This window comes from Acinetobacter sp. YH01008 (assembly GCF_013420435.1).
In the GTDB taxonomy this organism is placed as follows: domain Bacteria; phylum Pseudomonadota; class Gammaproteobacteria; order Pseudomonadales; family Moraxellaceae; genus Acinetobacter; species Acinetobacter pseudolwoffii.
In genome coordinates this window covers 20,831-35,195 of record NZ_VOYD01000027.1, presented here as the reverse complement: position 1 = coordinate 35,195, position 14,365 = coordinate 20,831, and the positions used below count along the sequence as shown (strand labels likewise).

Annotated in this window: 14 protein-coding genes, 2 tRNA genes and 1 pseudogene; 9 read left to right on the top strand and 8 right to left on the bottom strand. The window is 44.6% G+C overall.

Going from position 1 to position 14,365, the window contains the following annotated elements; translation table 11 throughout:
* Positions 1 to 349 precede the first annotated feature (349 nt).
* From FTT75_RS12955 to hisB, 3 genes are all read right to left on the bottom strand, one after another.
* Positions 350 to 1,012 (bottom strand): 3'-5' exonuclease, encoded by a 663-nt coding sequence (locus FTT75_RS12955; protein ID WP_074383908.1) that lies wholly within the window; start codon positions 1,010 to 1,012, stop codon positions 350 to 352.
* Positions 1,013 to 1,371: 359 nt separating this feature from the next.
* Positions 1,372 to 1,989, bottom strand: coding sequence for an imidazole glycerol phosphate synthase subunit HisH (gene hisH, locus FTT75_RS12950; protein ID WP_074383909.1), 618 nt, complete (start codon positions 1,987 to 1,989; stop codon positions 1,372 to 1,374).
* Positions 1,989 to 2,582 carry an imidazoleglycerol-phosphate dehydratase HisB gene (hisB, locus tag FTT75_RS12945; protein ID WP_005095198.1) on the bottom strand — a complete coding sequence of 198 codons (594 nt, stop codon included), beginning with the start codon at positions 2,580 to 2,582 and terminating at the stop codon, positions 1,989 to 1,991. Before hisB ends, hisH begins: the two co-directional genes overlap by 1 nt.
* Positions 2,583 to 2,678: 96 nt before the next feature.
* Between hisB and FTT75_RS12940 the strand changes: the two genes are divergently transcribed.
* The 8 genes from FTT75_RS12940 to tehB all read left to right on the top strand — a co-directional run bounded on the left by FTT75_RS12940 (position 2,679) and on the right by tehB (position 7,468).
* Complete coding sequence (locus FTT75_RS12940) at positions 2,679 to 3,056, top strand: GNAT family N-acetyltransferase (RefSeq protein ID WP_005095200.1); 378 nt, start codon at positions 2,679 to 2,681, stop codon at positions 3,054 to 3,056.
* A 201-nt stretch (positions 3,057 to 3,257) separates the two neighbouring features.
* Positions 3,258 to 3,333, top strand: a tRNA-Phe gene (locus tag FTT75_RS12935).
* A gap of 136 nt (positions 3,334 to 3,469) precedes the next feature.
* Positions 3,470 to 3,545, top strand: a tRNA-Phe gene (locus tag FTT75_RS12930).
* 283 nt (positions 3,546 to 3,828) lie between these two features.
* On the top strand, positions 3,829 to 4,341 hold the full coding sequence (locus tag FTT75_RS12925) for a hypothetical protein (protein WP_225553284.1): 513 nt from the start codon (positions 3,829 to 3,831) through the stop codon (positions 4,339 to 4,341).
* 237 nt (positions 4,342 to 4,578) lie between these two features.
* Complete coding sequence (locus FTT75_RS12920; protein WP_074383911.1) at positions 4,579 to 5,082, top strand: hypothetical protein; 504 nt, start codon at positions 4,579 to 4,581, stop codon at positions 5,080 to 5,082.
* Positions 5,083 to 5,255: 173 nt separating this feature from the next.
* Complete coding sequence (locus tag FTT75_RS12915; RefSeq protein WP_180186607.1) at positions 5,256 to 6,005, top strand: hypothetical protein; 750 nt, start codon at positions 5,256 to 5,258, stop codon at positions 6,003 to 6,005.
* Positions 6,006 to 6,115: 110 nt separating this feature from the next.
* Positions 6,116 to 6,388, top strand: a complete 273-nt coding sequence (locus FTT75_RS12910) for a hypothetical protein (protein WP_100356945.1) — start codon at positions 6,116 to 6,118, stop codon at positions 6,386 to 6,388.
* A 213-nt stretch (positions 6,389 to 6,601) separates the two neighbouring features.
* Positions 6,602 to 7,468: an SAM-dependent methyltransferase TehB gene (gene tehB, locus FTT75_RS12905; protein ID WP_180186605.1), complete on the top strand. Its 867-nt coding sequence runs from the start codon at positions 6,602 to 6,604 to the stop codon at positions 7,466 to 7,468.
* A 96-nt stretch (positions 7,469 to 7,564) separates the two neighbouring features.
* Here the strand turns inward: tehB and FTT75_RS12900 are convergent, their stop codons facing one another.
* From FTT75_RS12900 to fadB, 4 genes and pseudogenes are all read right to left on the bottom strand, one after another.
* Positions 7,565 to 7,990 carry a hypothetical protein gene (locus tag FTT75_RS12900; protein WP_180186603.1) on the bottom strand — a complete coding sequence of 142 codons (426 nt, stop codon included), beginning with the start codon at positions 7,988 to 7,990 and terminating at the stop codon, positions 7,565 to 7,567.
* A 150-nt stretch (positions 7,991 to 8,140) separates the two neighbouring features.
* Positions 8,141 to 8,740, bottom strand: a pseudogene (locus FTT75_RS12895) (ImmA/IrrE family metallo-endopeptidase); the annotation flags it as partial.
* Between the two features lie 59 nt (positions 8,741 to 8,799).
* Positions 8,800 to 9,972, bottom strand: a complete 1,173-nt coding sequence (gene fadA / locus FTT75_RS12890) for an acetyl-CoA C-acyltransferase FadA (RefSeq protein ID WP_005095215.1) — start codon at positions 9,970 to 9,972, stop codon at positions 8,800 to 8,802.
* Between the two features lie 12 nt (positions 9,973 to 9,984).
* Entirely contained in the window at positions 9,985 to 12,135 is a 2,151-nt protein-coding gene (fadB, locus tag FTT75_RS12885) for a fatty acid oxidation complex subunit alpha FadB (protein ID WP_005173108.1), read from the bottom strand.
* A 583-nt stretch (positions 12,136 to 12,718) separates the two neighbouring features.
* Between fadB and FTT75_RS12880 the strand changes: the two genes are divergently transcribed.
* Positions 12,719 to 13,147 carry a PH domain-containing protein gene (locus FTT75_RS12880; protein ID WP_100534748.1) on the top strand — a complete coding sequence of 143 codons (429 nt, stop codon included), beginning with the start codon at positions 12,719 to 12,721 and terminating at the stop codon, positions 13,145 to 13,147.
* Position 13,148: 1 nt separating this feature from the next.
* On the opposite strand, the gene FTT75_RS12875 is transcribed toward FTT75_RS12880, so the two are convergent.
* Positions 13,149 to 14,210, bottom strand: coding sequence for an AAA family ATPase (locus tag FTT75_RS12875; RefSeq protein ID WP_100534497.1), 1,062 nt, complete (start codon positions 14,208 to 14,210; stop codon positions 13,149 to 13,151).
* Positions 14,211 to 14,365 lie beyond the last annotated feature (155 nt).

The following is a 14,365-nucleotide window of genomic DNA, read 5'->3' as shown; positions in this document are numbered from 1 at the left end:
AAGTTGGGTGTATTTCTTCATTGTGTGCTTTCCAATTGCGAGTTGAAAAAGTCCAATGATTCTACGAATACACCTAACTTTTTCAACTAACTACAAATGTGTCGCACTTGAGATTTGAATCTGCGAATGTAAATAAAATCAGTAAATTAATTTGAATTTTATGGTGCTTTTTGAGATTTTATGCCTCAAGATTGGGCATGATTCTATCTGAAGTTAAGTTCCAAGTTAAAGAGACGCTAAAAGTTGCTAAATACACTTGGGATGGGCATTTAAGCAGTCTTAATATTGCCAACTTTTGGGGCAGAATCTGATTTACACAAAGTTACATTGTTGCAGTGTGCTGAAGACATTAAAGCCTTGACGAAGGGCGTAGACGTAATTTCAGTGATGTATTCGGAATCTCTTTGGGGAGTAGATTTCGGCGCAGCAATTCTTCAAATACCAACACTGGCGCATAGGCATCTGCAGCTGCATAGTCAATCTGGGCTGCACTTAAGTTTTTGCTGGCCCAATTGGAAGTGCTAATCCGTTTCGATTTAGGAAAATTTAATCCAAATAACAGGGCGATGGCATTTTTCAGTCCGACCGGATTTTTTAGACCAAAATGACCAAAGCATTTCGACAGCTCAATCACGCTATTCAGTTCTATGCCTCGTTTACGAAACAGATGCGCATCATTTTTCAGGCCAAAACCAACCTTGATCTGATCACGATTGGCAAAAATTGGTGCAAGAAAAGCCCAGATGGCCGGGTTCATTTGAAATAAATAGGCTTTGTCTAGAGTGGCCAGCTGAATCAGATGTGGCCCGGTAGAGATTTCACCGACTTTAAAGGTCGGTTTGGATTCAGAATCAAAGCCAAATAGTGCACAGCTTTTCAGCTCCTGTTCAACAGCCAGACATTGTTCCAGACTATGAATAAGTTGAATCTGCTGCATGGGAAGATTTTGAAATACAGGAAAGGCCTGAATCTGTTCTTTGCTCGGCAGTATTGTCGGCTGGAGCGCTTCCATAATTATCAATAGTTCACTGGATCTGGGCACTCAGCTTAATTACTTTTCGACGTTTAAGCAAAAATAAAGCCTAGATTGACCAGCGGAATGAGGATCAGGAGCCACAAGGTCATCAGCATGTTCCAGCCAGATAAGACAGGCGGTCAAAACATCCATTTGGGCTTAAGGCTGATTCACGAGTGTGAGAGTATTGATACATTATTTTATTCCCATATGCTTTAATTATTGTTTAAATATAAGGGCTTGACTAAGCAGAATAATAATTCTAGTGACTAAAAAATAGTCATGATTCTGGTGGTAGATTAATCTGAACGAATAAAAAAGCCCGCAATCTGCGAGCTTTTTAAGTGAAAGGAAAATCAGATTTTCCAGTCCACAAAGTTTTTCAGTAATTGCAAACCTGCGGTATGGCTCTTTTCCGGATGGAACTGAGTCGCGAACAGGTTTTCTTGATGAATCGCGGTACAGAACTCGATGCCATAGGTACAGCTGGCAGCCACCAGCTCTGAATCTTGTGGCTCGACATAGTAGCTATGTACAAAGTAGAACCGCGCATCCTGTTCAATATTGTTCCACATCGGATGGTCTGGATTGGCCTGATGTACCTGATTCCAGCCCATATGTGGCACTTTTAGACCGGCCATTTCCGGGAAATGCTTGACCGCACCTTTGAAAATACCCAGCGCATTTGTGCCACCATTCTCTTCAGAATGCTGCATCAAGGCCTGCATACCGACACAGATTGCCAGTACCGGTTTGTTAAACACTGCATTGCGTACCACTTCATCGATACCTGCTTCATGCATACCTTGCATACAGTCACGCATGGCGCCTACACCCGGAAAGACAATTTTGTCTGCTTGCGCAATCAGTTTGGGATCATTGGTCACATCAACCGTGGCACCGACATGTTCGAGTGCTTTTGCTGCAGAGTGCAAATTTCCCATGCCATAATCAAGAAGGGCAATACGGGTCATTACAGCGTTCCTTTGGTTGAAGCGACCGTGTTCGCAGCACGCGGATCCACTTCACAGGCCATACGCAGCGCACGCGCAAAAGCTTTAAATACGCTTTCGATCTGGTGATGGCTGTTTTTGCCTTTCAGGTTGTCGATATGCACGGTCATCAATGAATGATTGACAAAGCCCTGGAAGAATTCAGAGAATAAATCCACATCAAAACGGCCGATCATGGCACGGGTAAATGGAATATCCATAAACAGGCCTGGACGACCAGACAGATCCACCACAACACGGCTTAAAGATTCATCGAGTGGTGCATAAAAGTGACCGTAGCGTTTCAGGCCTTTTTTATCACCCAGCGCTTGTGCAAAAGCCTGACCCAAGGTAATACCACAGTCTTCTACGGTATGATGGTCATCAATTTCCAGATCACCTTCACAATGAATATCAATATCAAACAAACCATGACGCTTGATTTGATCAATCATATGGTCTAAAAATGGAATACCCGTGTTTAAGGTGCCTTGACCAGTACCGTCGAGATTCAAACGAACTCGAATTTTGGTTTCGTTGGTATTTCTTACCACTTCACTGATACGATCTGTCATAGACACGTTCCTCAAATACGTCAAAATGATTGATGTAGAAAATATTTTCGCCGTGACGACGTCACTGCATATTAGATTGCTCAGGAGGGTTTATCAATGCCTATTACCGTACATGCTTATACTTCTTTAGAAAATGATGAAGTGCGCAGCCAGCTTGAGCGACTGTATGACACTAGCCCTGAATTTAGCGATGGGGCAGATGCCATGGAACAACTAGAGCAAAACCTTACACAGTATACCTCAGTTTATAGTGCAGAATTTAATACCAAGATTATCGGGGCAATCTGGTGCACCGGACAGGGAGAAAGCCGGATTCTGGAAAATATCGTGGTGCATCCGGCCAACCGCGGGCGTGGCGTTGCAGAAAGGCTGGTCAGTGAAGTCTGCCGCATGGAAGAAGAAAAAGGGGTCAAGAATTTTGTGCCGGGGTGTGGTGCCATCCATCGTTGTCTGGCCAATCTGGAAAAAATCTAAAAATAGATCAAGCAGTCGCAGCCTTCGGGCTGCTTTTTTGTAAATAAGACCGCAGATTTGTTTTATTGGTGAAGTCTTTGGTAAAAACTGTTTAATTTATGACTCAAATTGATGCGAGTTGATGGAAAAGTAAACATTTGATGAAAATTATTCTCTGCGCTCTTGACGATTTAAAGCTGAAACTGTTTAATACGCGACATCGGCGTGATAGCTCAGTAGGTAGAGCAACGGATTGAAAATCCGTGTGTCCCCAGTTCGATCCTGGGTCTCGCCACCATATTTTAAAACATTTTAAAGTTTTCAATCCCTGATCCCATCAGGGATTTTTTTTAGACCAAAATTCAGTCATTCAATTATTTTTTTTATAATTTTGATTGACTAATGCAGCCAGATACGGCTTAATACACCGCATCGGCGTGATAGCTCAGTAGGTAGAGCAACGGATTGAAAATCCGTGTGTCCCCAGTTCGATCCTGGGTCTCGCCACCATATTCAAAAAACCTCAAACATTGTTTGAGGTTTTTTTTCGCCTGTCATTTTGTCTTTCAGCTGAAAACAGTGGTTTTGCCTCACTATTCGGCTTTCAGACGATGAGTCTGTGCTCTGCTATTTCCGGGATGATTCACATGAGTTGCCATTCATCTGAGCAAGCATGAGTTATCCAATTAATCAATGTAATCTAGTAGATAAGAATATTGAAAATAGACTGGATCATCGTCAGTTGCAGTATTTGGGCCATCAATAATAGGGGAAAGGCAAACCAATGAATATCATGAAAATGTCTATATTCGGACTCATGCTCGGTGTTTACAGCATCGGAGCGCAAGCCGAGGACGAGCAAGCGGTGGTGACGCTACCAACCCTGACCGTGATGGCTGAACCTGAAATGAGTAATGAAACCGGCTATGTACCTTTTGTACAGGAAGAAAAGAATCTGCGTGCCTTACAGCATCAGGTGATTCGTGGTACCCGGGATGCAGAGAATTTTATGGTCAATCCTGATGTGGTGGCAAACCTCGAGATCCAGCCCATAAAAGCACCTGATTTAGATTCATTGTCACCGGCACTACAGCAGTACGTGCTCACCATTGCCCAGGGACTGCAATCCAGTGATCCAACCCAAGGGCTGTATACCATTCTGGAGAATTTTGGCATTGATCGGAGTAACAGCCTGCAGCCAGATCGCAATATGAAAATCCAGATCAATCTGGACAAGGTGAATATCGACCTGCTTGAAAATCACCTTAATGTACCTGCTGTCATACAATTACCGAAACAGCCCTGAAATACTGTCCAATGCTACCTATCCATCCCCGCCAGTCGGGGATTTTTTATTGCTAAAATTTACGGTAAAAGGAGCATTAATTTCTAATCGCCCGCTTAAAACCAGCTCGAAATATGCGCCAGTGATCAGGCTGACATGACCGTGTATCAATCCTCACAGTAATACTGATCATATTTACACAAGTTTAAGGAACAATAAGGTATCTCCCCCTGAAATGAAGATGCGGAGGTTTTCCTTATGCGTCCCCTTAGCACAACTTTCCTTGTATTAATAAGCCTGTTTTCTGTGCTGCATCTGGTCAATGCACATGCCGCACCAGAATCTGTCACTTTACCGACACTGACCGTGATGGCAGACCGTGAATTGCGTGAAGAAACAGAGTTCATGCTTCCCCTGCAACAACAATCCAGCCAGAAAAAAGCGTTAAAGATGCGGATGCTGAAGATTGAACGCGAATTGCAGGACTACACGGTTAATGCTGATTTCGCGGGTGATCTCGACATTCTACCTAGCAGCAATCCGGCACGACTGGATAGCCTGCCACCGGGGCTGCAACAGTATGTGCAGGCGATTGCGGATGGTTTACGCTCTGCTGACCCACGTGATGGTATTTATCTGATGCTGGTGCCATTTGGTATTAACCGTAATGCAACTTCGGTTCAGGCTGCCCGAGAACAATTCAACCTGAATAATATTGACCGGACGCTGCTGAATGAATGGTGTGCTGCGAATGGTTGCTAGATAAAGTCAAACGATACAGCGCGAGCTTAAAACAGCAATGGTGATCAAATTTCCTTTTGGAACAGTCCGTGCCTTTGCAGAGGTTTTGTATAGAAGAATTGATTTTTGTTTAAAAAATAAGCATATTGATAAAAAGGAAATCTATACATAACCTGCAGCAGGAGAGCATGTGCATGCCGCGTGTTTTTATGATTTTAGCCGCTGTGACACTGGCAATTTTTATCGGGCTGTTTTATCAAAACTCTGCCCAGAAAAAACATCAGGCTGATTTGCTCGAATATGAAACTGTGCTTGAAGAAAAAACCGAGAGCATTGCGCAGCAAGCACAGGACTGGTCTAAGCCGATTGAGCTTGAGCTTGAAGATGACCGTCTGGATGGCGACTATGCCATCATGGCTGAATTCATGCTGGGTCAATTGCGCGACAGTGCCGAGGAGCGGAATCAGTACCTGCGTGATTTAAAAGCGGCCAACTGGCAGAATTTTCTGGATATCGACCGTCTGGCCAAAGATCAGGCACAAGACTATAAAGAAACTGAAGCCATGCTCAAGCAAGTGCATCAAATTGTGAACAGCTATCAGCAGCAAATTCAGCAGCGTGATGCCGAGCTGATCAATAAGGCACAGCAACTGGATATTAAAAACCGTTATCGCCAGCAGCTGACCGCGAACCTGCAAGCTGATCAACAGCAAAGTAATGCCCATGCGATCTTTGTGATTGAGAAACAAAGTCTGGCCAAGGCAGATGCCTTATTTGCCGTATTGAAAAAGCATAAATGGCAAAAGAAAAATAAAACTTTTATGTTTTATGAAGATAAAGCCGTGAAAGAGTTTAATGCGCTGTATAAAAAAATATTAAACCTGAATAAACAGATGCAACAGATTGCGACAGCAAACCAGAAAGCGGTTGAAAATAAGTTATAACCCTGTAGGCGATCACAGGATTGCCACATGACTGTCATCTGCTGTTCAAACTCAGTGCTTAAATTGAATGTGTCGCACAGATCACGACATAACATTTAAGCAGGTGAGTCATGCAAACAATTCAGGTTTTTGCTGATATTCAGCAGGTGTACGGTGAGTTTGTCGCAAATAAAATATGTCCAAAACTACAAAGTCTGAATAATGAGGGCAGGAGCCGATTTTTCTTGAATCAATATTTCAAGCTGATCGAGGACTGGCACTATACCGAACAGATTGTCATCCAGTTTAATCAGCAGTATTTCAGTCTGGATCTGGGAGGCGCGCCGGATTTTATGGATCAGGAAAATTATATGCGCTGGCTACAATCAGAACTACTGCATTAATCCAGTCACCCTATTCATTCTCTGGCTAAACTCAAGCTGTCGATCGAGGCAGCTTTTTTATTTTCCAGATTTGGTCTGCATCTTGCTGCTGTATTGGCACAGCGTAAATAAGCGCTGATTCCAATTCCGGCCTGAACCAGCTATGCTGAAATGAATAAAACCGTCGCTATAAGCATGACAGGCGGCGCATGCATGAGATGGAGGGCGATATTGATGCAAGAACTGATTTGTTATAAGCAACTTCCGGTCTGGACAGAAAAGAGTATTCCTCAGGGCTTCAAGAATCAGCACAATACCAAAGCAGGGACTTGGGCCAAACTGACACTACTTAAAGGTGAGTTGCGTTTTGCCATGCTGGAAGCATCCGGTGCGGTGCAATCTGAACATGTATTTACACCAGAACAGCAACCGCCATTTATTGAACCTGAGGCTTGGCACAAGATTGTTTCTGCCAGCGAGGATGTCGAATGCCAGCTGCGTTTTTATTGCCGGCCTGAAGATTACTTCATCAAAAAATATCAGTTGAATCCTACCCATTCTGAAGTACTGGCTGCCATGCCCTATTTAAAGGGTGGCCGTGCGCTGGACGTCGGTTGCGGTACAGGACGTAATGCGCTGTATTTAAGTCAGAACGGTTTTAATGTCGATGCCTGGGATGTCAATGAAAACAGTTTGCAGACCTTAAGACAGATTGTGCAGACGGAGCACATTGATCACGTGCAGATCCAGCGCCGCGATCTCAACACAGATACCAGCATTACAGGCCAGTATGACTTCATTTACTGCACCGTGGTGATGATGTTCCTCGAGGCCAAAACCATTGCACCCTTGATTGCGCAGATGCAGCAGGCCACCGTGCCGGGTGGCTATAATCTGATTGTCTGTGCGATGGATACACCAGAGATTCCGGTACAGCCCGATTTTCCATTTAGCTTTAAGCCGGGGGAGTTGCGAGGATATTATGAGGGCTGGAAGATTGTGAAATATAATGAAAATGTCGGTGAGCTGTATCGTGTCGATGAGCAGGGTCAGCGGATTAAACAGCATTTTGCGACCATGTTAGCGCAAAAGGTCGAATAAGTGCTTTAAGCTGCTGTTAAACTCTTGAATTAAAATGAGAGTGTTCAAAACAAAAAAAGATGTCGTAATGACATCTTTTTTATGCTTTTAAAAAGCTTAAGCCACTTTTTTAAACCAAGAGAACCAGCCTTTTTTCTCAGCTTTTACGTCTGCTTGAGCAGCTTCGGCTTTCTCAGCAGTCGCGTCTTTTACTTCAGCAGCAGTTTCAACAGTTGCTTCTTTTGCTTCTGCTACTTCTGTTTTTGCAGCTTCAACTTGTTGTTCTGCGGTTGCTTGTGCAGTTTCTACTTGAGCAGTTGTTTCAGCTTTTACTGTTTCAACTTTCGCTTCAGTTGCTTGTTTTGCATCTGTAGCAGTGGCTTGAGCAGCTTCAACTTTTGCTTGCACAGGCGCAACCGCTTCTGTAGCAACAGTTTGAACTGTAGTGGTTGTAGCAGCAGGTGCTACTTGAGCTTCAGTTGCCATTGCAGATGCAGAAGTTGCTACGATTGCAGTCGCAAGCATTGTTTTAAGCATGTTCATATAAACCCCTTAAGGAAGTAGGAAAAAAGAGGCTTGATCATACACAGATAAAATTTAAGCGATTCATAATTAAGATTTTAATGGTGGAAAAATAAACCAATTTTACAAAGGGATAACATTCTAGTTTAAATAAAAAAGCTCCGAAGAGCTTTAACTAATGACATAAAGCTTTGGTCGAGGTTTAGATTCTTCATATTTAATTAAAGAATCAAATGTTAGTTCATTAAAGTCTTTTTAAGATATACGAATTTCATCGAGCATTTTCTGCTTACTAAATTTTGGATCTGAAGCTAATGTTAAAATTAATTTAGGAAGCATTACGCTTTCATCACGGTGAGTTTCGTTAGGCTCATTAATGTGATAACCTAAGGTATTAATTTTCATAGAGTTACTTCGATAAAACCAATCTGTTATACGTTGCAATTTATGCGATTTATAATTTATAGCCTTTAAACATGTTCGCCATACTTTCTTATAGTCGATCATATTTTCAATCGTTAAATAAGAAGGAACTGTACTTAAAAAACCTTCAGTAGGCATTAAAAATTCTGAAGCAAACTTATCTGCTTCAGTTTCTAAAATGCGATTGTCTACTTCATTGCAGACATATTTATTATGTGTGTGCATAACGGTGTGGCCTAATTCATGCGCACAATCGAATCTTACCCGTTCGGCAGATTTTGTATCATTCAAAAAAATAAACGGTGAGCCTGATTCATCATCAAAAAAAGAAAGGGCATCAATTTCTTTTTTTTGTATAAAAAAACCCCGCACTAAGCGGGGTTTATTTTTATCTGAGTATTTAAGAATTAAACACGTTCGATAATTGTCGCAATACCTTGACCCAAACCAATACACATGGTCGCAAGACCAATTTGCGTATCTTGCTGTTCCATCACGTTAAGCAAAGACGTGGTAATACGCGCACCAGAACAACCGAGTGGGTGACCCAACGCAATCGCACCACCGTTATGGTTTACGATGTCCTGTTTGTCATAAATGCCTAAGCCTTTAAGAACAGACAGACCTTGTGCAGCAAAGGCTTCGTTCAATTCAAAAGTCTGAATATCAGAAATGGCAAGGCCAGCACGTTTCAAGGCTTTTTGCGTTGCCGGAACCGGGCCATAACCCATGATTGCAGCATCACAACCTGCAACTGCCATAGAGCGGATCACGGCACGTGGCTTAAGACCTAAGGCTTGTGCACGCTCATAAGACATGAGCAACATTGCAGAAGCACCATCAGACAAGGCTGAAGAGGTTGCCGCAGTCACTGTACCGCCTTTCGGATCGAACACTGGACGTAAAGCACGGAATGATTCGATGTTGGCATCCGGACGGATCACTTCATCGATATCACATAGAACTTTATAACCATCAGCGTTGTGACCTTCAATGCCCACAATCTCGTTCTGGAACAGACCATTTTCAGTCGCAGCCCAGGCACGACGATGTGATTCCACACCAAAGGCATCCTGTTCCTCACGGCTAATGCCATTCATACGACCCAGCATTTCCGCAGTCAAGCCCATCATATTTGATGCTTTGGCATAATGCTTAGACGCTTCCGGGTTCAGGTCGATACCGTGCATCATGCCAACGTGACCCATGTGCTCGACACCACCAATGATGAAGATATCACCCTGATTGGTGGCAATTTGCGCAGCCGCAGTATGAATCGCCTGCATAGACGAACCACACAAACGGTTCACGGTTTGACCAGCCACAGTTTTCGGCAAGTCCGCCAGTAATGCGATATTACGGGCAATGTTCATCCCTTGTTCCAGGGTCTGATTCACACAGCCCCAGATCACGTCTTCAACTTCATTCGGGTCGAATTCGTTACGTACCATCAGGGCACGGACAAGTTCAGCAGACAGGCTGTCCGCACGTACATTGCGGAACATACCGTTTTTGGTTTTACCCATTGCTGAACGTACGCCATCGACGATGACAACGTCACGTGGATTTAAAGTAGCCATTCACGTTGCTCCTTAACCGTAGAATTTTTTGTTGTTAGCAGCCATTTCACGCAACATTTCTGGCGCTTCATAAGCTTTACCAAGGTGCGCATACTTATTGCAAAGCGCAACATACTCAGCTACACCGGTTTGATCGATGTAACGGCATGGACCACCACGGAATGGAGGGAAACCGACACCCATGATCATTGCCATATCTGCTTCAGAAGCAGTCGCGACAATGTTGTCTTCCAGGCAACGAACCGTTTCGTTACAGAAAGCCAGCATCATACGGTCAATGATTTCCTGAGCGTCAAATTCACGTTTTTCCACAGTTGCAACAGAGGCCACAAGCTCATATGCAGTTGGATCAACCACTTTGGCTTTTTTGCCTTTACGGTCAAGTTCATACTTGTAGAAACCCACGTCGTTCTTTTGACCCAGACGTTTGTTTTCATACATGGTTTGAATCGAACCTTTGAAGTCCGGTTTCATACGATCCGGGAAGCCTTCAGCCATCACTTCTGCACCATGCACGCCAGTATCAATACCGACCACGTCCATCAGGTAAGCAGGGCCCATCGGCCAGCCGAATTTTTCCATCACTTTATCGATTTGCTGGAAATCAGCGCCATCTTTAAGCAATAGGTCAAATGCACCGAAGTAAGGGAACAATACGCGGTTGACCAGGAAGCCCGGGCAGTCATTCACCACGATTGGTGTTTTACCCATTTTCTGAGCAAGTACCACAGTCGTTGCAATGGCTTCGTCAGAGGTCTTCGCGCCACGGATCACTTCAACCAAAGGCATCATATGTACCGGGTTAAAGAAGTGCATCCCCACGAAGTTCTCAGGACGTTGCAGGCTTTCAGCCAGACGCGTGATCGAAATCGTAGACGTATTTGAAGCAATGATGGTGTTCTCACGTACTGATTTTTCAGTATCAGCAAGTACAGCAGCTTTGATTTTAGGGTTTTCAGTTACCGCTTCAATCACGATATCCACTTCTTTAAACTCTTCCAGGCTTAAAGTCGGACGGATACGTGCAAGCGTTTCACCCATTTTTGCTGGTGTCATTTTTTTGCGTTCAACCTGTTTGGTCAACAGTTTGTTCGCTTCAGACATACCCAATGCAAGCTGTGGATTACCAATATCTTTCATGATGATTGGTGTGCCTTTGCTCGCCGCCTGGTAAGCAATACCACCACCCATGATCCCTGCGCCAAGTACCGCCGCCTGGTTCACCGGATGCGCACCTTTTTCATAGCGCTTCGAGGTTTTTTTCACGATCTGGTCGTTCAGGAACAAACCGATCAATGCACCTGCTTGTGGCGTAACTGCAGCTTTGGCAAAGCCTTCAGCTTCAACTTTTAACGCGTCATCACGATGCAGGCTCGCACCGGCCTGTAATGAATCAAGCAGTAATTTTGGCGCCGGATATTGAGCCGGATTGGCCTTGGCCAAAACCATGCCTTTCGATGAGTTAAACGCCATCATCTGTTCAATCGGGCTGAGTTTAACCGGATCCAGTTTTTCCTGACGCTTGGTTCTCCAGTCTAAACGGCCATGAATCGCCTGTTTGACCAGATCAAGTGCAGCATCTTTAAGTTTGTCAGCAGCAACCACCGCATCTACAGCACCGTCTTTTAGTGCAGCAGCAGGCTTTTTCGGGTTGGCCATGGCCATCCATTCTACAGCATTGTCGATACCGATCAGACGGCTTAAACGCACTGTACCACCGAAGCCCGGGAAAATGCCCAGCTTGATTTCAGGCAGACCGACTTGCGCCTGTTCTGACATGACACGGTAGTCACACACCAGACACATTTCAAAACCACCACCCAGTGCCATACCATTAATGGCCGCCACTTTAGGAATGTCGAGATCTTCGAAGCTGTTGAAAATTTCATGTACCGGCATCGCCCAGTCAACAATCGCTTGTTCACCCTGAGCAAAGTTATCGCCGAATTCTGTGATATCGGCACCGACAATAAATGTAGATTTGCCTGAAGTGACAATCAGACCTTGAATATCGGCATGGGAGACGGCTTCAATAGCAGCCTTGAAATCTTCAATCGTTGCACGGTTGAATTTGTTAACAGACTCACCTTGTAAGTCAAAGCGGAATTCTGCAATCCCGTCCTCTAGCATTTGGACGGTAATGGCATTGCCAGCGTGGATCATGCCCTGATCTCCTTTATTTTGGAGGACTTCTAAGTTGATGTTGTGAAGCAAATGCGCATATCCCGCGCACTTTTAGACTTCGCTAATCTTACGATAACTATATCCAAAAAGAACATAACAAGTTGTATCAAGCCGTGACGCAAGGGTCATCAATTTTTGCCGAATCGATTCCATCTGCGCTGTATTTTTGTTGCCGTTTTTGACCACAGCCTGAACTAAAGATTCTGTTTCAATTCATTATTTTTTATCGATTAGCCTGATTGATATGGAGCAGGGTGGACAATATTCAAGGGCAGGCTTTGCTGCTATTTGGTCAATTCAGTCAATTATCGGCCTGTGGAACAAGGAAAATCAGGGCTGAATCTCGCTCAGTACATGGCGTGCAGGCATGTATAGATATTTTCGGATCAGCCGCAATAAAACTGCAGTTGATTGTTTTAGTCGAGGGTTTTCTGAGGATTTCAGCCCCAGCATGCCTATGTTGATGCTAGGCCTGAAATAACAGTGCTTCTGTTGAATATGACCTCTGTCATCTGGCACAGAATTGTTTATGATGATCAGGCACATAGATATGGGGATCTCGATGCAGGTATTTCGTTCCAAAAAAGACTGGTGGCTGGTCGCTTTTCTGATCTGTATGAGTGGCCTGTTACTGCAACTGCTGCTGACCATGCAGGCCAAAGGTACCCTGCAGCAATATCCACTGCACACAGCCATCTACATTCTGACCATTATTATTCTGTGGTGGCCGCTGTGGAGTACGCGCTATGTGCTGGAAAATGGAGTGCTGAGTATTAAAAGCCTGTGGTTGAGCTGGCAGATTCCGTTGAGCGCCATCCAGTCCATCCAGCCGACAGATCACTCTATCATTGCACCGGCCTTGTCCTTAAAGCGTCTGCGGATTGACTATAGGGAAGACGGCGTGCAGAAATTTGTATTGGTTTCACCTACAGATCCGACCGCTTTTAGACAGGCAATTCAAGCAAATAAAACGGATAGTGAGTCTGCATGATTTAAGCTTTTGCTTGCTCAGGCAGAACCACAAATTGTCCATCGACACAGTCCAGATGCAGACTGAACTGCTCGGGCTGGCTTAAAAAATACAGCGCCAGAACCGGTTCCAGTTCGGTACGCAGCTTGCGGCCCAAATGCCGGGCGCCGTAACGAATATCATAGCCCTGATAGAAATAGGCTTTGGCTGCATCCGATAAATGTACTTGTCGGTTTTGATGTTGCAGGCGTTTATTGAGTTTTTCCAGTTCAATTTCGACCAGACGTGGCAGGGCATCATGCTGTACCGCCTGATAATGCAGGCTGCGGTCAATCCGGTTTAGAAATTCAGGATCGAATTTACGCTGCATGACTTTTTCAATAATGCGCTGGGTGGGTACATGTTTCAGGCACAGTGCCTGTATTTGCTGTGGCAGGTAGCTGAGTTTTTCCAGATATTGCTGTGCCGCCTGTGCGCCGACATTACTGGTCATAAAGATCATGCAGTTACGGAAATCAATAGTTTTGGTTCCAGCTGTCAGGGTCAATCTGCCAGTATCCAGCACATTCATCAAACCACGAATCACCTCGTTACTGGCTTTTTCCAGTTCATCAAACAGCATGATGCCGGGACGGGTATGGCTGCCGGCAATCGCCGTTTCATCAAACAGGCTGTGACCTTCTTTAGAACCGACATAACCTGGCGGCGCACCGGTGAGTGCCGCGGCATAATGTTCCTGTGCCAGAGTGTTCATGTCAATCCGGCAGAAAGCATCCGGACGACCATAAATCGCTTCGGCAATCAGACGCACGGTTTCAGTTTTACCCACGCCGGTTGGGCCGAGCATCAAGGTGACCGAGAGTGGACGCTCCGGACTGGAGAAATCGGCCTTGACCACATGCAGCATTTTTTCAATCTCGTTTAAGGCGGCATCCTGTCCAATCATCCGTTCACGCAGCAATTGCATCACGTGATTCGGCTCGAAATGAAAACGCGGTTTGCCAATCCGGCGATCACGCTCAGAGGGGTGATGGGTGGAGCTGGATGGTTGAACAATATGGATGCCCGATTGCTGCATGGTCATGCGAATCATCTCAAAACTAGACCCTTCGAGCATAGCAAAGTTAAAGGTTGAAATTTAGAGCTTTTAGCAATCAGATCATGCGGAGAAAGCTATAGATTGCAAAGATGGCTGAGCTATAGTTTTAAATTGGGTGTCAAGTTGAGGGGAATTTTGTG